The sequence below is a fragment of the Vibrio lamellibrachiae genome, assembly GCF_050337265.1.
Classification (GTDB): Bacteria; Pseudomonadota; Gammaproteobacteria; order Enterobacterales; family Vibrionaceae; genus Vibrio; species Vibrio kyushuensis.
Genome location: NZ_JAKJSU010000007.1, coordinates 154,702 through 174,071, shown reverse-complemented (window position 1 = coordinate 174,071; position 19,370 = coordinate 154,702). Strand labels below are relative to the sequence as shown.

The following is a 19,370-nucleotide window of genomic DNA, read 5'->3' as shown; positions in this document are numbered from 1 at the left end:
AAAAACCGAACTGATATTTAGTTCGGTTTTTTTATGCATGAAAGTAGCATTTTCGGTTGATTACTTCTCGGATAAGTAAGCCTTAATCTGATTACTCGTATAGTTAAGGTGGGCGATTTTGTGTCGGTACACTTCTTTATCTACATGGTGAATGACATAAGTTGCTGTTCGAACCACATCTCGCCATCTTGGTTTTTTAGGAAGAGTTTGCTCTAAAAAGTATTTATCCATCGTTCGAGTTTGAGCCGAGCTTCGATCGAGGTAGACGCTCCAGATACGACTTTTCTCCGCTAAGTGTATTTTGCTTTGGCCAGTACCATCTTGCCACAACGCTATAGAGTCATTCATTAGAACAACCAGGTTTTTACGAAAATCAGATTCCGAATTCACCTTAGGCTCTGTAGGATTAGAGGAGGGCGAAGACGCTCTTTTGCTCAAAATAATGTGACGTTCTAAGTTTGGCTCTTTACTTGTGACCAAAACTTGAGCCTGTACCGTTGTTATAGTCCCAAGGGAAGACTCAATATCGATAGTTGACGCTATGGGTGCTCCATCGGGTGATTCGGTATTTAATTCGGCATCCAATTTTAATTCTGCCACTGCTTTGTTGGATAAAACCGTTTGTATATTCGAACCAATAAGTTGTGGCAGTGTATTCCCCGTTAATGCTAATGCTGATGCGTTCGTATAGGTGATTTCATTAGAGCCATTAATACTAATAAGAGCATCGTCGATCTGCTCTAAAATATTTTTCATCCGGCTTTGTTCGTTTATTAAACTCGATTCCGACTCAATTCTTTCGGCAACTTCAATTTTTAATTGCTCATTCTCTTCGAGTTTTTTGTCCGCTTGGTTGGCTTTGAGTAAATGCGATACTCGGGCCAGCAATTCCTGCTGCATAAAAGGTTTTGTTAAATAATCATCGGCACCGCTCTCAAACGCTTGTAATAGATCTTTTGTCTGGGATTTCGCAGTAAGTAATAAGATTGGAAGTGCTTGTGTGGTTTTATGTTTTTTCAACTCTTGGCAGACTTCGAATCCACTGATTTTCGGCATCATCACATCTAGGATAGCGATATCGGCTGAGTTTTCTTTTAAGTAATTAATAGCTTCAGTTCCATCACTAAATGAAGTGACTTCATATCCTGCGTAGGTCAGTTGATTATTTAATACCTGCAAATTAGATACTTCATCATCGACGACGACAACCTTAAAGCCATCTGTATTCGAGTTATTCATCTGACATAGTGGCAGACCCGCGTTATATGGTGCGTTATTTTGTCTTGGGTATCCGTCATCGCCTAAACTACTACGTGTTAAGTGCTCTACAACAGCGGATTTGTGATGCTCCAATTCTGGGTCAAAGAGCGGTAATGTAAAGGTAAAACAGCTCCCTTCTCCAACCTTACTTTTTAGAGATAGTTTACCATCCATCAGTTTAACGAGTTGAAAAGCAATCGCGAGCCCTAATCCGCTTCCATTGTGGATGCGAGTAATGCTGCCATCTATTTGTACAAAAGGGTCAAAAATAGTCGATTGCTCGGATTCAGTGATCCCAATACCGCTATCAATTATAGAGAATGTGACTGTCTTATTTTCATTATTGCTTATTAGTAAATTAACCTCTCCATCATCGGTGTATTTGATCGCATTATTAAGCAGGTTATATAAAACTTGCTCTAATCGGGTGATGTCTGCGAAGACCAACATCGGCGTATCAGGTAAGGTTAGACTTAATTTAACGGGTTTGTCGCCAACCATATGCTGTGTAATAGCTATGATGGTTTCAGAGCAACGATTTACGTCTACTGCTGAAGGGCTAACTCTTAATTGGTTGTTTTCGATTTTGTGGAAATCAAGAAGATCATCCACTAAATACGCGAGACGTTGAGCACTGTTCTTTACCATGCTCAATTGTTGTTCTTGATGCTCGTTCAATGCACCAGCAACGCCTTGTAATAAAGACTCGGTTATTCCAATAACTCCGGTAAGAGGGGTTTTTAGTTCATGAGAGGTGTTGGCCAAAAATTCATCTTTAATTTTGTCTGCTTGTCTAAGTGCCACATTCTGTTCGTTAATAAGATCAACGTGTTCTTCAAGTTGTCCGTTTTTATTTTTGATGACATCGAGCTGACGGCGAACCGCTTTAGCCATAACGTCAAAGCGAGATGCTAGTCGTCCTATTTCATCTTTCCTATGTTTACCTGAAATAGGCTGCAACGCGCCGCCATAAGTTATGGATTCAGTTGCTGCCATCAAAGATTGAAGAGGGTACGTTAATGAACGAGAAAGCCAATAGACAAAGGCCGCGACCGTTAATATGAAAAGAGTCCCAATCAGCAATATATGATATCCAAACCGTAGTGACCTTGCTTGGGCTTCTAATTGACTCTGCTCAGCCACAATAGCCCAACGAACATCACCAATATCGACAAAGCTATAGGCAGATAATACAGGTGTATTGATGTAATTTGTTCCTGGCATCACCCCTACAACGCCTTCTAGTGCTTGTTCGATTGTAGGCGTGTCAAAGGTATAACGGTGAATTAGTCGAGGGTCTACATTTCCAATTAACTCAGAACCGTGCATCAGCTTAGATATAGGGTTTAGCTGGCGATTTATGACGTAGACTTCAGATTGTTCCCCAAGTCTTACGGGTTGATGAATTAAACTATCAATAGAATCACTAGAAAGAGCGAACGCTATATACCCTGCTACTTGGGAGTGATGCTCCAAAGGCTTGATAATGTAGGAAACCATTTGGCCTTCAATTGCATCGAATGCAAAGTCATGGAATAGACTGAACTCTGGATCGATTTTTCCGTGGATAGCACCGTCATGCTCTCGTAGTTGCTGACTCATTTTTGTAAACGCGATGCCTAAAGGGCTTTTTTGATAGGACTCACTGGTAAGGTCAGCAGCAAAATAGTGGCCTTTATTAAAGTTGTAAAGAACCAGTCCCGATTCATCGATCAAATAAAGATCACTAAAATCACTTTTCTGGATGAACTGAGAAAAACCAGTATCAAATCGGTCGTGTACTTGCTGATAGCTTCCCGTTACGCCAGATGCTTTGGCTGGTAATTTTTTAAAGTCACCATAACGAGAGTGATGAGACTTTAACTCTTGCGCAGCGAATTGGGAGTCTTCGGAAATAAGCCCAAATGCGTATGGAAATCCGTAAAAACGGCTCATGGCATATTTTACAAAGTCCGTCTCACTGTAGTGTGTGCTTTGTTGCTTTAATCTGTCCATATGTTGATTGATCATGCCCTGTTTAGATTGCGCGACAGACAGCAGGTTGTCGTAAACTTGCTCTTCAGTGCTCGATACAAACGAAACGTAAAAAATACTGGAGATAAGCAGCATCGGGGCGATAGAGAGGATAAGAAAGGTCAGCAATAATTTATTTCTGAGGCCCATATTCCTAAGGGCATTCATTGACATCATGTCGAGTGTTCTTCTTTATTATATTTTTACCCAGTTTTTACGACTGTTGCCTATTAATAAAGAAATATCGTTAATATCGGTGTTAATTCTTGAACTGGTTCTCACCCCATTTAAAGATGATAACAAATCAATCAGTTAGGAATAGTCATGAAAAAAGGAACATCTCGCTCACCTCTCGTTATTGGTTTTCCAGGAACGGAATTTACCTCAGAACAGTTAGCATTCTTTGGCGAATACAAACCGTTTGGCTTAATGATTACAAGGGATAACATTGTTAGCAAAGCTCAACTAAAAAACGTTATCGCCCAGTTTAAGCAAGCCGTTGATGAAGAGCTAGTTATGGTCACTACAGATCAGGAAGGTGGCCGCATTCAGTACTTACAAGGCGAAGAGTGGCAAACTTACCCTATTTATGGTGATTTTAAAGCGCTAGCAGACAAAGACTTAGAACAAGCAAAAAAATCAGCATACGAAACCAGTATTTCGATGGCAACAGAAATGGCTGAGCTTGGGTTTAACGCGAACTGTGGTCCAGTACTTGATTTGTTAATGGACGAGGCTGATGCAGTAATGTCCAATCGCTGTTTCCATACTAACCCTAAATACACCGCGGAACTTGCTAAGTCGTATGTACAAGGGCATATGGACGCAGGCGTAATGCCTATGCTGAAACACATACCAGGCCATGGCCGAGCAACGGAGGATAGCCATAAAACTCGCCCTTGTATTGATACCAAACTCACAGAGCTAGATGACACTGATTTTCATCCATTTAGCGAGTTGCACAATGCGCCAATGGCAATGGTTGCACATGTGGTTTTCTCACAGGTTGATAACCTACCAGCTAGCATATCGAAAAAAACAGTCAACGAGTTAATCAAACAACGCATAGGTTTTGAAGGCAGCTTAATATCGGATTGTGTGTACATGGAGAGCTTAGAAGGGCCTTTGGAGGACCGTTGCCAAGCCGTGCAGCAAGCAGGGGTCGATCTGGTGCTTGCGTGCCACGGAGACGTGAATGATTGGACGGTTTGGCAAACCAAATTAAGTCCTCTCTCTGAAGAGAGCTTACAGCGCCTTGATAACTCTCTTAACATAACCGCGCGGTCTCGCATTGATCAAACGATTAATGTCGCAGAGCTGGTTGCTAGAGTTGAAAAGGTGCTCATTTAATTGTGGTAGAGAATGCCGTATGTAGCCACTAAATGTGAACTGTACGGAATTCTAAGTAAAAGTCATTATGTCTTTAATAAACAGAGGCTTATTTTCTATTTTTACGTTTTTGACGGTATATTTACGACATTACACTTTGTCAGAATATCCAAGAAGATGCTTGAATGATTTCATGCTTTATTGCTGCGGTAGGCACTAGAGTTGGAACAATAATTGAGTTTCCAAATAACGACAATAATCAAGGATATGATTTAATGAAAAAAGTTCTTCTTGCTACAAGTATCGCTACAATACTTTCTAGCACTGCTTTTGTATCTACGACGGCGGTTGCAAATGACACTGGTGCTACATCAGAAAAATCAGTACTGAATATTGTACCTAGACTTCGAACATCTTGGGTTCGAAACTTCAACCCATATAACCAAACCACATTCTTACCAACAACCAACGAATTTGTATTTGAGCCATTGGCCATTTTTAATTCAATGCAGGGTGGTGAAGTACATTATCGTTTGGCTGAATCATTCGAATACGCAGAAGATTTGACCTCGGTGACCTTTAAGATTCGTCCTGATGTTAAATGGTCAGATGGTCAAGCGCTAAGTGCACAAGATGTACTGTTTAGCTTCAATATGGTCAAAGAAAATGCGGCACTTGATAGCCGTGCGATCTGGCAGCGAATTAGTGATATTGAGTTAATTGATTCTCATACGATTAAGTTTAACCTGCCAGTGGCTGATGGCGGTGCAGCAATTGAAATTGTTCAAGTTCCAATTGTACCGGAGCATGTGTGGAAAGATGTTTCAGATCCTGTCTCGTTTACCAATGAAGAGCCTGTTGGAAGTGGACCAATGACAGAAATAGAGCGCTTTACCTCACGCGTCTATGTTCAATGTCGAAACCCTCATTACTGGGACAAAGACAATTTAGCGGTTGATTGCTTGCGCTTACCTCAACTTGCTAACAATGACCAAGTATTAGCCGCGGCTCAGAAAGGGGAGTTGGATTGGTTCGGTTCATTCTTACCGGATATTGATAAAACTTACGTCGCTCGTGATAAAAACAACCACAAATATTGGTTCCCTGCAGGGTCAATGGTAGCTTTCAATTTTAACTTAGAAAGCCAGCATGAAGGAAATCGTCAAGCGTTTAATAATGTAGAGTTCCGCCGTGCGATGTCTATGGCTATGGATCGCGAAGCCATGGTTGAAATTGCCGGATATGGCTACCCGACAATAAATGAATATCCGTCGGGCCTTGGCGCGACTTACCACTCTTGGAACAACGACACCGTTGACAAGAAATACGGTCAGTTTTCCAAATACAACATTAAGTCAGCCCAAGCACTACTAAAACAAAATGGTTTCGTTGACAGCGATGGTGATGGCTATATCAATAATCCAGATGGTTCGAAAATTGAATTTAACATTATCGTTCCCAATGGTTGGACTGACTGGGTAAATACGGTTCAAATCGCGGGTGATGGCCTTCAAGAATTGGGTATCAATGCAAAAGTTAGAACACCAGAAGCACCAGCTTGGACAGCTGCACTTATTGATGGAAGCTACGATGCCGCGATTAACTCTTACTATCAGGGAGCAACTCCTCATTACATGTACAACTCCGCGTTTAGTAGCGAGCAACAAGGTCAATCACGTTTCGCTGTTACTCGTTTTAGTCAGCCTGCTTTAGATGCACTTCTTGATAGCTTTTATCAGAGCATAGACCAGACGAAACAGAAAGAAGTGATGGATGACATTCAGTTAATCGTTGCGGAAAATATGCCGTTCGTACCTGTCTTTAACAATCCAACATGGTACCAGTACAACGAAACACGTTTTGAAGGTTTCTTTAGTGCTGATAACCCTGTAGCTCGTCCACAAGTACACCCTGGTGTTCCAGAGCGTCTATTGCACCTACTAAGTATCAAGCCGAAATCATAACTCTTCTTTTATCAATCTATAAAGGGCTGGTAGCTGCAGCCCTTATTCTCAAATAAATAACTATAAGCTCAACTCAAAAGGAGTGAGATATGGATTTTGTGCTTCGCCGCCTCGTATTCTATGTAATAGCTTTTTTCTTTGCGGCTACATTTAATTTCTTTTTACCAAGATTAATGCCCGGCGATCCAATAATGGTCATGTTCGCCTCGCAAGGTAACCCTTTACCTGTAGAGAGTTTAGAATCACTGAAACAAACTTTTGGCTTTGTTGATGGACCATTGTATTTGCAGTACGTCACGTATATGAAAAGTGTCTTTACTTGGGATTTAGGACTTTCCGTACAGTTTTACCCACTTCAAGTGAACGAAGTGATCGCACGTTCAATGATTTGGACTCTATTCTTAGTAGGCACGTCAACGTTAATTAGTTTCTTTATCGGGTCTATTTCCGGGATTATTGCGGCTTGGTATCGAGGCAGTTGGGTCGATACGATATTGTCACCATTGTCGTTGGTTCTACAGTCAATACCAGCGGTCGTTTTAGCGTTAACTTTTATGTTCATTTTTGGCGTGGCGCTGAATTGGCTTCCATTCTCATACGCTTACGACATAGAACTTGATCCGATGTTTACGTGGGAATACATCTCTAGCGTGATTGAACATGCGACGATGCCGATCATTTCTTTAGTTATCGTTCAAATTGGTGGTTATCTGCTGACCATTCGAAATAATCTGATCAACATTTTGGGAGAAGACTACATCGTCATGGGGCGCGCGAAAGGTTTGTCTGAGAACCGCGTCATGTTCAATTATGGTGCTCGTAACGCACTGCTTCCATCTATTACTGCCTTTGCTATGACAGTGGGTGTTGTGGTGGGCGGTTCACTGATTACTGAAGTCGTCTTTAACTATCCAGGGCTTGGTAATACTCTATTTGAAGCGATTGTTGCGCGTGATTACCCCGTCATTCAAGGTCAGTTGCTGATCATGACGATTGCAATGCTAAGCGCTAATTTTGTTGCCGATATGGCATATGTTTATCTTGACCCTCGTCTGCGCCGTGACTAATAGGAATTTGATATGAAGGAATTTTTAAAATTACTGGGTCGCAATAAGAAAGTTGCTGTCGGCCTATTCATTGTTCTGTTTTATATACTGATTGCATTAGCGGCACCTGTGTTAACGAGCCACGATGCAAACAAACGAGTTGCTCGACCACACCAAGCGCCGAGCGCTGAAAATGTGATGGGTACAACTCGAATGGGTCGTGACGTCTATCATCAGTTTATCCAAGGTACTTCTACCTCTTTAGCGGTTGGCTTTAGTGCGGGAATTATCATTGTACTTATTGGCACAGCATTAGGAGTATCTGCGGGCTACTTTGGTGGCAAGTTTGATGAAATTGTAAATCTTGTAACCAATATTGCTCTCGTGGTTCCCCAATTGCCTTTGCTGCTGGTTTTAGCAGCATTTATCGGAGAAGTGAGTCCATTTACCATTGCACTAATCATCGGGATGACAAGTTGGGCTTGGGGGGCGAGGGTAACACGTGCCCAAACGCTATCACTTCGAAACAAAGAGTTTATACACGCAAGTGAATTAGCGGGTGAGCCTGCAAGACGTATCATCTTTGTTGAGATCTTACCGAATTTAGCATCGATCATTGGTCTCAATTTCTTAGGCTCTATTATTTTTACCATCATTACGCAGGCAACCATTGAGTTCCTTGGTCTGGGCGATCCTCTGTCGGTGAGCTGGGGAACCATGCTGTATAACGCCCAAAACTCTTCGGCTTTAATAGTAGGCGCTTGGTGGGAAGTTATGGTGCCTTGTGTTGCTATTGCAATATTGGGGATGGGCTTAGCGTTACTGAACTTTGGTATTGATGAAATTTCAAATCCACGATTACGAACTTTCTCAGGAATGAAGAAATTTAACCAACGGATAAAACTGATTAAAGAGCGCAGAAGGCTTGCGAAGAAACCAGAAGAAGAGTTGGCTAAGAAGGAGTCTGTATATGGATAATACATTAGAGATCAATAACCTTAGTGTTGACTACTTACTTGAAGATAGTGAATTTACAGCGGTAAACAATGTGAGCTTTTCCATAAAGAAAGGCGAAATATTCGGTTTAGCTGGTGAGTCTGGGTGCGGAAAAAGTACCATCGCATTTGCGGTTAGTCGTTTGTTGCAGCCACCGGCTTATATTTCACAGGGTGAAGTTCTGCTAAACGGTGAAGATACTTTGAAAATGAGTGCTAAGCAGATCACGGCTCTTCGCTGGAATAAAGTGAGCATGGTTTTTCAAAGCGCAATGAACAGTCTAAACCCTGTTATAACTGTTGAAGAACAATTTCGAGACATGTTCTACAAACACCGAGGTTATAACAAAGCAGAGTCGGCTGAGAAAGCTGGAGAGCTTTTGGAAAGGGTAGGGATTGCTCCAGAGCGTCTTTCTGATTACCCCCATCAATTTTCTGGAGGCATGCGCCAACGAATCGTGATAGCTATCGCAATAGCGTTAAACCCTGACCTGCTAATAATGGACGAACCGACGACGGCGCTTGATGTCGTTGTTCAGCGAGAGATCTTAATGCAAATCCATGCGTTACGAAAAAAACTCGGTTTTTCTGTTTTGTTCATTACCCACGATTTAAGCTTAATGACTCAGTTGTGTGACCGTATTGGAGTGATGTTAAAGGGGGAGCTGGTGGAAGTAGCAAGCGCACGCGATATCTTACATAACCCAAAACATGCTTATACCCAAAAACTTTGGAATTCTATTCCAGCTGCGTTTGAAGATCACATTAGAAAAGAGCAACTGGAGGAATCGTTAGCATGAGCACTTTTGAACACGGTGAGACCATTATCTCAGTCAATAATATGAGTAAGACGTTCCATACTGGTAAAGGCGTAAAGAAAAAAGAAGTGAAAGCGTTACGCGGCATTAGCTTCAACTTAAATAAAGGCCGAGCCATGGCTTTGGTTGGCGAAAGTGGGTCGGGAAAAAGCACCGTTGCGCGCCTACTGACCAAAATGCATGATCACACTAGTGGAGACGTTTTCTTTAAAGGCCAAAATATTAGTGATATTGAAACGCGTAAAGATTTAGTCGCGTATCGAAAACAGATACAAATGATCTTCCAAGACCCGTTTGGATCGTTGAATCCCGCTCATACTATTTATCATCACATTGCTCGCCCTTTACTTACTCATAAATACGTAAAGAATCATAAGGAAGCGAAAGTAAAGGTCGATGAGCTACTAAGAATGGTTGAGTTAGATCCGGATGTTACAGTTATGAAGTTTCCTCACCAGCTATCAGGGGGACAGCGTCAGCGTGTGTCAATTGCACGAGCAATAGCAGTAGGTGCAGAAGTCATTCTCGCAGATGAACCGACCTCTATGCTTGATGTATCTATTCGACTTGATGTGCTGGACTTACTAAAGCGCTTAAAAGACGAACAAGGTTATACGTTTTTGTACATTACCCATGATATTGCCACCGCTAGGTACTTTGCTGAAGACATCGCGATTATGTATCAGGGACAAATCGTTGAGTATGGCGACACTGGCAGTGTGATAGACAATCCGCAGCACCCCTATACAAAGTTGCTGCTATCTGCGATACCAAATCCTTACGTTAGTTTCGACGAAGCGATAGAAACCGGGGCAGAGCTGCTCGAAAAAGCAAACAACATACGCAAGCAGAGCGACGCAGATATTTTGGGGTATCGACAGTTTGCCAAGAATCACTTTTATGGAGAGACGACGGTTTAATTTGATTTAACTTAATAGCCGGATTATTTATTAAAACGATGTGATTATGTAAAAAGCCAAACAGCCATTGTGTAAGTTAATGGTGTTCGGCTTTTTGTTTTTACTCTGTTTAACTTTTTCTTTGTATAACTAGGAATCGTACGCTACTTAAATATGATGGCGTGTTGTTAGCCATTAAATAAATACAGATACTCTTCATAGCCTTCTGTGCTCATTTGGTCTACTGGTACGAATCGAAGTGCTGCCGAATTAATACAGTAGCGTAACCCTGTCGGTGCGGGCCCATCTTCAAACAAATGGCCTAAATGTGAGTCGGCAAATCGACTTCTGACCTCGGTTCGAGAGTAAAGTAAACTATTGTCAGCGTGTTCTTCAATGTATCCGTCGTTAATTGGGCGAGTAAAGCTTGGCCAGCCTGTCCCTGATTTGTACTTGTCAGTCGACGAAAATAGCGGTTCTCCAGTCACGACATCAACGTATATACCAGCTTGTTTATTATCCCAGTACTTATTCTTAAATGGCCTTTCGGTTCCTTCCTCTTGAGTGACGTAATATTCGAGTTCGGTTAATTGAGCCTTGATTTGTTTGTCACTCGGTTTATCGTAAGCTTTCAATGTCGCCAAACGTGCTTGATCGTCTATCATAGTTCGGAGGGTAACAGGCATATCAATCCGCTCTTCACCAAAAATCTTGTCTAGGTATTGGTCTCTACCTGAGTTGTACCGATAGTACTTATATCGGACTGTATTCCGTTTGTAATAATCTTGATGATAATCTTCTGCTGGCCAGAAAGAATCAAATTCAATCAACTCAACTTTCAAAGGTTTGTTATATATCCCTAGAGACTCGACTTGTTGTAAAAACTGTTCCGCAATCACTTTTTGTTCGTCATTATGGAAAAAGATAGCAGGGCGATAGTGAGGGCCTCGATCAACAAATGAACCTTTGTTATCGGTAGGGTCGATATGGCGTAGAAGTTGATCGAGAACTTCTTCGTAGCTAACACGTGAAGCATCATAGGTAACTGAAATGGCCTCTATGTGTTTTGTCTTCCCTGAAGAAACTTCTTTATAGGTAGGGTTTTCTAAGCTTCCTCCAGAGTAGCCCGACACGACATCAATTACGCCGTCTAAAGCTTCTAAATCCGATTCTGTACACCAAAAACAACCGCCAGCCAGTGTCGCAGTTTCAATGTGTCCAGATTGATTATTCTGTTCACTAGTCGCTTTAGTTGATGATTCAACCGGTATAAGCGAAGAAACCACAAGTACACTCATTGCAGCGATAAAAATTGTAAAGAGAGAGCGTTTGCGCATATTGATTCCCCAAATAAGTTGTCTATAGATTAGAACAGGAATGAATGGGAAAAATTTCAAAGTCATGATTGATGATATGAATACAGAGCGAAAAAAAGCGAGGCTACTTGCCTCGCTTGTTTGTTTTAAGCATGTTCGATCAGCTTAACCCGATGATATTTCCTTCGTCATCTAGATCAAGGTTCATGAACGCAGGTTTATCTGGTAAACCGGGCATGGTCATTACGTTACCGCATAGTGCGTAAACAAAACCTGCACCAGCACATAGCTTTAGCTCGCGAATTGGCACATCGAACCCACTAGGTGCACCTTTTACAGATCCGTCAGTAGAGATTGAGAGTGGTGATTTAGCTAAGCATACGGCTAAGTTATCGTACCCATCTTTTTTAAACTGTGCCAGTTGTTGAGTTGCTTTATAGCTCATTGTTACGCCTTTCGCACCGTAGCCAACTTCAGCGACGGCCATAAGTTTCTCTTCTAACGACTGGTCTAATTTATATAACGGAGTGAATACAACACTATTTTCACATTGTTTCATGACTTTTTCTGCGAGTGCTACTGTCCCTTTGCCACCCAAAGAAAAGCCTTCGCTTATATCAACTTCTACGTTGTTTGGCAGTGCTTCTACCATCTCTTTTAGTTGCAATAGCTCATTACTACAATCTTGAGGGAAGCGATTGATCGCAACAACGGCTGGAACACCGTATTTGTTGACGTTATTGATGTGCCATTTTAGGTTATCGAATCCGGCTATCAATGCGTCTGAATCAGCATCAAATATTGAATCAGGAATAGCTTGTCCAGGTTTTAAATCATAATGACCTGAGTTGGCTTTTAATCCACGAAGCGTCGCGACGATAACTGCGCAATCTGGTGCTTTTCCTGACGCCTGAGCTTTAATATTACAGGCTTTTTCAAAGCCCATATCAGATCCAAAACCACCTTCGGTAACGGTGTATTTAGCTAACTTATTGGCGATATTATCAGCAATGATTGATGAGTTACCGTGAGCAATATTGGCGAATGGTCCTGCGTGAATAAGCGTTGGAACACCTTCTAGTGTCTGCATTAGGGTCGGCTCTATTGCATCTTTCATGCTAACTGCCATTGCGCCTGCTACTTGTAGGTCTTCCGCAGTGACAGGGTCACCATAAATATTGTAAGCGACTACAATACGTCCAATTCGTGCACGCAAATCTTTAAGATCAGTTGCTAGCGCTAAGATGGCCATAAGTTCTGACGCGGCCGATATGTCGAATCCATCCTCTCGCTCAAATCCATTGATGGTTTTATTAGTCTCATTTTTACCAACCGTTACCATGCGAAGGGCGCGGTCATTATGGTCTAGTACACGTTTCCAAACGACGTTCTTTGAATCTATTTTTAACGCAGTCAATCCGGTGCGGTCTTCAAAGTCGCTGTAGCCTTTGCGTTGTTCATGATAGATACGAGCATCAATGGCGGCCGCGGCAAGGTTATGTGCCGCTGTTACCGCATGAATGTCACCGGTTAAGTGAAGGTTGAGTTCGTCCATTGGGGCTACTTGAGAATAACCACCACCAGCAGCTCCACCTTTCACACCAAAAACAGGACCCATAGAAGGCTGACGGATACATGCAACAACGGATTGATCTAACTTCTTCAGACCCTGAGACAAGCCGATGGTCGTTACGGTCTTGCCTTCTCCTAACGGAGTTGGGGTAATAGCGGTAACCAATACCAGTTTACCGACTTGCTCATTTGTTAAACGCTTTACGCTGGAAAGGGATACTTTTGCTTTGTATTTACCTTGTGATTGGAACTCATCATCGAGCAAGCCCATAGACTGAGCTACAGTAGTAATTGATTGTAGTTTTGTCTCACGACAAATTTCGATATCTGACAGCATAAAACCCTCGGAACAGGACTATAAATAGTTAGGTAAACGTTTGCGTCAGGATGATAGCTTTAATTTATTCTTTGTAAAGTGCTATTTGACGCGTTATTTGTTCGCTAGTGTAACAGAGTCGGTGGTCAGTTCGCTAAAGTGGGTTTTGTTAGGAAAAACTGATGACAATTGAACTTATAATAGTATGAGGTGGAATGCATATTCACTAAAAAAGGAGCTATTTATATGCTAGCTGTTATTGGGAATTAAATGAACGTGAGAGCGGATAAAGCGATGAAGGCTTGTGCACTGTAGTACGTGATCATGACTACTTGCCTTGTTAGAAAAGAGGGAGCCCTGAAACGGTCGACAGCTAAGACAAAGTCAGACAGTAAAAATAGAATTGAACCTGTAAAGGCAAACGCAGCAGATTGACTATACCCACCACTTCTATATTCGATAGCAGCCCATGCCATACAAAGGATTATCAAGATGTATATGGCAACGGGGATTTTAATGTCTTCGAGACGGTTGTATATAAACTTGTAAACCAGCACACCGAGTATTGATAAAACGATAATTGGCCAAGGCGAAATAGACGTTGTTATCTGTCCGGTAAAAGCGGCGAGATAACAAATGTGAGCGATAAGAAAAAACTTTAAACCGGGTAAAAACTTATCACTGGGATGCATAAGAAAAACATCACCAATAACAGATAGAAATAATCCTAATATAATAAGTTGCACGTAAGGCAACATTATCGAACCTGACCATAAAAGCGTCCCGATCAATAAGATGATTGGTGTAGGCTTTGATATATAAAACAACCATTTAAATCGACTATTAATCGAGCCCACGTGTAGAGCCGAAAAAAGAACAATAAGAAACCACATCTAAATTGCTCCAATGAAAGCACGGTTATTTACAAGAGGTCGGATGCTAACATTATTTACAGTACAGGTGTGTGTAAATTGACACAAAAAACACGTGAGCTTGTCATTTATGTTATACCCAGCCAATTTATTTTTAGATTAGGTTGAAAATGAGATCATGACGATTCTCAAGTCGTGAAAGAGTTGTTGATTTTTTAAGGTAATAAATTAGTTGTTGGTGCAAATTAACTGTTGGCTTGTTGCATAAATGTGAATTATATTGCGAGTGATTGTACAAAACGTGTATAAATTAGGGGCTTAATAAGGAAACTATTCTAAGGTTATTTTGCGTATAAAAATTAGCCAGCGAAACAAGAGTAAAGCTGAATTAACGCATTGAAACAATAACTTAAGGATAGAGAATTATGCGTAAAGCGAACATTAAGATCCCCAAGAGTGTACTAACCCTTAGTACACTGGCTGCATCCTGCTTATTAGCTACAAATAGCTATGCCGCAGTTGATTGTAGTGCATTGAATGTATGGGACTCATCTACTGTTTATACCGGTGGTGATGAGGTTCAACATGAAGATAGTGCATACAAGGCCAATTACTGGAACCAAAATAATAACCCGACCAACTTTTCTGGTGATTACGCTCAGTGGAAATTAACAGACACTTGTACAAATGGTGGGGGTGGAGTCAACGAAGTTCCTTTGGCCGAATTAACATCGCCAGTTGCAGGAGACATAGTGACTGAAGGTGAGGTTGTAACCTTATCGGCGTCGGCAAGTGATAGTGACGGTACTGTTTCTAGAGTCGATTTCTTAGTTAATGGCGTTGTAGTATCTCAAGCGACAGCTCAGCCATACACAGCACCATGGACTGCCGTTGCGGGAACTCAGTTATTTAGTGTGATTGCCTATGATGATAAAGGGGCGCAAAGCTTAGAGAGTTCAGTATCTCTGGTTATAGATTCAAATGGACCAGCGAATGAGGCTCCGAGTGTGTCTCTTTCTTTATCAGCAGCATCTATTGATGTTGGCGGCGTTGTAACATTAACGGCCGACGCATCAGATTCGGATGGAACTGTCGATAAAGTTGATTTCTATGTTGCAGGTGCACTAGTAGGGACTGCTGCGACAGCACCTTACGTACTTGAGTACACAGCAACAAAAGCAGGAGCTTTGGCAGCTTATGCGAAAGCGACTGATGATAAAGGCGCTGCGACTGACTCTTCGCTGGTAGCGCTGACAGTCAATGGCTTACCAACGGTTAGTACATGTCGCCCTGATGGCTTATACCAGACAGAAGGCGTGAATGTACCTTATTGTACAACTTATGATGAAGATGGTCGCGAGATCATGGGCGTGGATCATCCTAGACGTGTAATTGGTTACTTTACTAGTTGGCGCGCTGGCGATGACCCACAAGCCGCTTATTTAGTTAAAGATATTCCATGGGATCAACTCACGCATATTAACTATGCGTTCGTAAGTATTGGCGCTGATGGAAAAACGAATATTGGTGACGTTAATGATCCGACTAACGCTGCCGTTGGTATGGAATGGGCAGATGTTGAAATTGATCCAACGCTCGGCTTTAAGGGGCACTTTGGTGCACTAGCAACAGCAAAAGAGAAACACGGAGTGAAGACTCTTATTTCTATCGGCGGTTGGGCAGAAACAGGTGGCCATTTCGCTACGGATGGCAGCCGTGTTGCTGACGGTGGTTTCTATACCATGACAACCAAGGCTGACGGATCTATCAACCATCAAGGCATCGAAACTTTTGCTACCTCAGCTGTCGCGATGATGAAGAAGTATAAATTTGATGGTTTGGACATTGACTATGAATACCCAACTTCAATGGCGGGTGCTGGTAACCCATACGATAAAGACTTTATGGAGCCACGTCGTCAGTATTTGTGGGCATCCTATCAGGAGTTAATGAAAGTACTTCGTCAAAAGCTAGACCAAGAATCAGCTCAAGATGGTGTGCACTACATGCTTACTATCGCAGCTCCTTCGTCGGGCTATCTTCTACGCGGTATGGAAACATTTGATGTAACCAAGTACCTAGATTACGTTAATATCATGTCTTATGACTTGCATGGCGCATGGAATGACCACGTTGGACACAATGCGGCACTGTTTGATACAGGTAAAGATTCTGAGTTGGCGGCTTGGAATGTTTATGGTACTGCGGCATACGGTGGAATAGGGTACCTAAATACGGACTGGGCTTATCACTACTTCCGCGGCTCTATGCCAGCAGGTCGTATTAATATTGGCGTTCCATATTATACTCGTGGTTGGCAAGGCGTGACTGGTGGTGAGAATGGTTTATGGGGACGAGCTGCCCTTCCAAACCAATCTGAATGTTCTGCTGGTACGGGCGAAGGTGAGAAAAACAATTGTGGATACGGCGCAACAGGTATCGACAATATGTGGCACGATACCGACCCTAAAGGCAATGAAATGGGGGCGGGTTCAAACCCAATGTGGCATGCCAAGAACTTAGAGAAAGGGATTTGGGGCTCTTATGCGGCGGCCTACAACTTAGATCCTGCTACTAACCCAATCGTTGGTACTTACACTCGAAATTATGACAGTGTCGCAGTCTCTCCTTGGCTTTGGAATGCGGAGAAGAGTGTCTTCTTATCAACTGAAGATAAATCGTCAATCAACGTGAAAGCCGACTACGTCATTGATAAAGAAATTGGCGGAATCATGTTCTGGGAACTTGCGGGCGATTACAACTGCTATACGCTAGATGCTAACGGTAACCGTGGTGGTGTCGACGAAACCGAACAAGCTTGTAATTCAGGTCATGGTGAATTCCACATGGGTAACTCCATGACGAAAGCCATTTATGAAAAATTTAAATCAGCAACTCCATACGGTAATAAATTAGCGACGTCATCTTTAGCGACGGAAGCACTTGATATTACTGTATCAGTTGGTGGCTTTAAGGTCGGAGATCAAAACTATCCGATTAATCCTAAAGTCACGTTTACCAACAACACAGGGCAGGCACTGCCCGGCGGTACTGAGTTCCAATTTGATATCCCAGTATCAGCACCTGATAATGCAAAAGATCAGTCAGGTGGTGGTTTGAAAGTTATCTCATCGGGGCATACTCGTTCTGATAATGTTGGTGGTCTTGATGGCCCTATGCATCGAGTGTCGTTCTCTTTACCTGCGTGGAAAGATCTACCGGCAGGTGGAGCTTATGAATTAGACATGGTGTATTACCTTCCTATTTCAGGTCCGGCAAACTACACCGTAACTGTAAATAACGTGGCTTATGCGTTTAAGTTTGAGCAACCCGATCTTCCGCTTGGGGATATTAGTAATGGCGGAAATACAGGCGGAGGTGATAATGGTGGTACGACCCCGCCGGGAAGTGTGACTCCTTGGGAAGCGGGTGTAACGCAGGCAACCAATGGTGATACCTATTCACATAATGGTAAGTGTTTTACAGCTAAAAACAATCCAGGCACTTGGGAGACACCAACCCAAACAAACTGGTTTTGGGATGAAGTAGCGTGCCCATAAGAAAGCATACTATTTATATCAGTTAATCACTGATAGTTAAGTAATAGCCTTAATCAAACGATTAAGGCTATTTTTTTAGTCAAAACAGTAGCTTTCAGGAACAACGACGACACCATTACTAGATATGTGAAATCGCTTTAGATCTTCAGATTTATCGACACCAATCTTCGTATTGTTTGGAATGATCACATGCTTATCAATAATGCAATTGGTTAACTCACATCCACTTCCAACAACGACATCGTCAAATAGAATACTATTAACAACTGTCGCACTATCGTTAATTCGAACATTGGATGACACAATGGAGTGCTGAACTGACCCTCCCGAGTTAATCACTCCATTTGCAATAAGAGAGTTAATAAATATCCCTTCGTTTCCGGAAGCGGAAGAGACGGTTCTTGCTGGAGGGTATTGTGCTTCATAGGTTCGTATTGGCCAGTTAGGCTGGTATAGATTCATAGGTGGGACAGGTTGTAATAGATCCATATTGGTCTGATAAAAAGAATCAATTGTTCCTACATCCCTCCAATAACAATCCTTTTCAACACGGCCTTTATCGCTACAAAATTGATAGGCAAATACCCGTTCTCTATCTATTAATTTCGGAATAATATCTTTTCCAAAGTCATGACTCGAAGCTTCGATAAGTGAATCTTCTTCTAATGCTTTTTGTAATGTTTCCATTTCAAATATATAGATACCCATAGAGGCAAGGCTACGAGTAGGATTGCCAGGCATCGATGGTGGATCGATAGGTTTCTCAATAAAAGAGATAACTTGGCCATTATCGTCTGTCGCCATCACACCAAATTCGTTCGCATCCTCTCTAGCTACATCCATACAAGCGACCGTCAACTTAGCGCCTGTTGCTTTGTGTTGTTTAAGCATGGCAGCGTAATCCATTCGATATACGTGATCGCCGGATAACACAACAACATATTTTGCATCACTACGTGAAAGCAACCATAGGTTGTGATAAATGGCGTCTGCTGTGCCCTCATACCATTTTCCGCCTTTTCTCATTTGGGGGGGTACGACGGTGATATATTCGCCTAATTCGGGATTAAAAATAGACCAACCATCTCTTAGGTGTTTTTGTAAGGAGTGGGATTTATACTGTGTTAAAACAAGGATTTGTCTAAGGCCTGAATGGAGGCAATTGGTCAACGTAAAATCGATAATACGATACTTACCTCCAAACGGTACTGCTGGTTTTGCTCTATCTTCAGTCAAAGGGCTAAGCCGAGACCCCATCCCACCAGCCAAAATGACGGTTAACGCGTTTTGCATCTATATTCTCCAGATAATGTGCAATCAATTGTTCATCATAGAGAGTAGTACATAAATCGAAGTCTTATAAAGCTCATTAAAATAATGAGTTAGAGATAAGAGTGCAGGATGATAATC

12 protein-coding genes are annotated in these 19,370 nt (G+C 42.1%); 7 read left to right on the top strand and 5 right to left on the bottom strand.

Annotated features, from left to right (window positions below):
* Nucleotides 1-60 precede the first annotated feature (60 nt).
* Nucleotides 61-3,450: a response regulator gene (locus L4C54_RS12090; RefSeq protein WP_428808391.1), complete on the bottom strand. Its 3,390-nt coding sequence runs from the start codon at nt 3,448-3,450 to the stop codon at nt 61-63.
* Nucleotides 3,451-3,597: 147 nt separating this feature from the next.
* Here L4C54_RS12090 and nagZ point away from each other — a divergent pair, with 147 nt between their 5' ends.
* The 6 genes from nagZ (at nt 3,598) to L4C54_RS12060 (ending at nt 10,345) form a co-directional block, all read left to right on the top strand.
* Nucleotides 3,598-4,623: a beta-N-acetylhexosaminidase gene (gene nagZ, locus L4C54_RS12085; protein ID WP_428808390.1), complete on the top strand. Its 1,026-nt coding sequence runs from the start codon at nt 3,598-3,600 to the stop codon at nt 4,621-4,623.
* Between the two features lie 254 nt (nt 4,624-4,877).
* On the top strand, nt 4,878-6,566 hold the full coding sequence (locus L4C54_RS12080) for an ABC transporter substrate-binding protein (protein WP_428800354.1): 1,689 nt from the start codon (nt 4,878-4,880) through the stop codon (nt 6,564-6,566).
* 89 nt (nt 6,567-6,655) lie between these two features.
* On the top strand, nt 6,656-7,633 hold the full coding sequence (locus L4C54_RS12075) for an ABC transporter permease (protein ID WP_428808389.1): 978 nt from the start codon (nt 6,656-6,658) through the stop codon (nt 7,631-7,633).
* 12 nt (nt 7,634-7,645) lie between these two features.
* A complete protein-coding gene (locus L4C54_RS12070; RefSeq protein ID WP_428800352.1) occupies nt 7,646-8,590 on the top strand; it encodes an ABC transporter permease in 945 nt (314 codons plus the stop codon).
* A complete protein-coding gene (locus tag L4C54_RS12065; RefSeq protein ID WP_428800351.1) occupies nt 8,583-9,407 on the top strand; it encodes an ABC transporter ATP-binding protein in 825 nt (274 codons plus the stop codon). The genes L4C54_RS12070 and L4C54_RS12065 overlap by 8 nt, the downstream gene beginning before the upstream one ends.
* Nucleotides 9,404-10,345, top strand: a complete 942-nt coding sequence (locus L4C54_RS12060) for an ABC transporter ATP-binding protein (RefSeq protein WP_428808388.1) — start codon at nt 9,404-9,406, stop codon at nt 10,343-10,345. The genes L4C54_RS12065 and L4C54_RS12060 overlap by 4 nt, the downstream gene beginning before the upstream one ends.
* 167 nt (nt 10,346-10,512) lie before the next feature.
* On the opposite strand, the gene msrB is transcribed toward L4C54_RS12060, so the two are convergent.
* The 3 genes from msrB to L4C54_RS12045 all read right to left on the bottom strand — a co-directional run bounded on the left by msrB (nt 10,513) and on the right by L4C54_RS12045 (nt 14,421).
* Nucleotides 10,513-11,661 (bottom strand): peptide-methionine (R)-S-oxide reductase MsrB, encoded by a 1,149-nt coding sequence (gene msrB, locus L4C54_RS12055; RefSeq protein ID WP_428808387.1) that lies wholly within the window; start codon nt 11,659-11,661, stop codon nt 10,513-10,515.
* A gap of 139 nt (nt 11,662-11,800) precedes the next feature.
* Nucleotides 11,801-13,549, bottom strand: coding sequence for a formate--tetrahydrofolate ligase (locus L4C54_RS12050; RefSeq protein WP_428808386.1), 1,749 nt, complete (start codon nt 13,547-13,549; stop codon nt 11,801-11,803).
* Between the two features lie 245 nt (nt 13,550-13,794).
* A complete protein-coding gene (locus L4C54_RS12045) occupies nt 13,795-14,421 on the bottom strand; it encodes a lysoplasmalogenase (protein WP_428808385.1) in 627 nt (208 codons plus the stop codon).
* A 404-nt stretch (nt 14,422-14,825) separates the two neighbouring features.
* Between L4C54_RS12045 and L4C54_RS12040 the strand changes: the two genes are divergently transcribed.
* Nucleotides 14,826-17,960 (top strand): chitinase C-terminal domain-containing protein, encoded by a 3,135-nt coding sequence (locus tag L4C54_RS12040; RefSeq protein ID WP_428808384.1) that lies wholly within the window; start codon nt 14,826-14,828, stop codon nt 17,958-17,960.
* Nucleotides 17,961-18,035: 75 nt separating this feature from the next.
* Here L4C54_RS12040 and glgC read toward each other — a convergent pair whose 3' ends face one another.
* Nucleotides 18,036-19,253: a glucose-1-phosphate adenylyltransferase gene (gene glgC / locus L4C54_RS12035; protein ID WP_428808383.1), complete on the bottom strand. Its 1,218-nt coding sequence runs from the start codon at nt 19,251-19,253 to the stop codon at nt 18,036-18,038.
* Nucleotides 19,254-19,370: the final 117 nt, after the last annotated feature.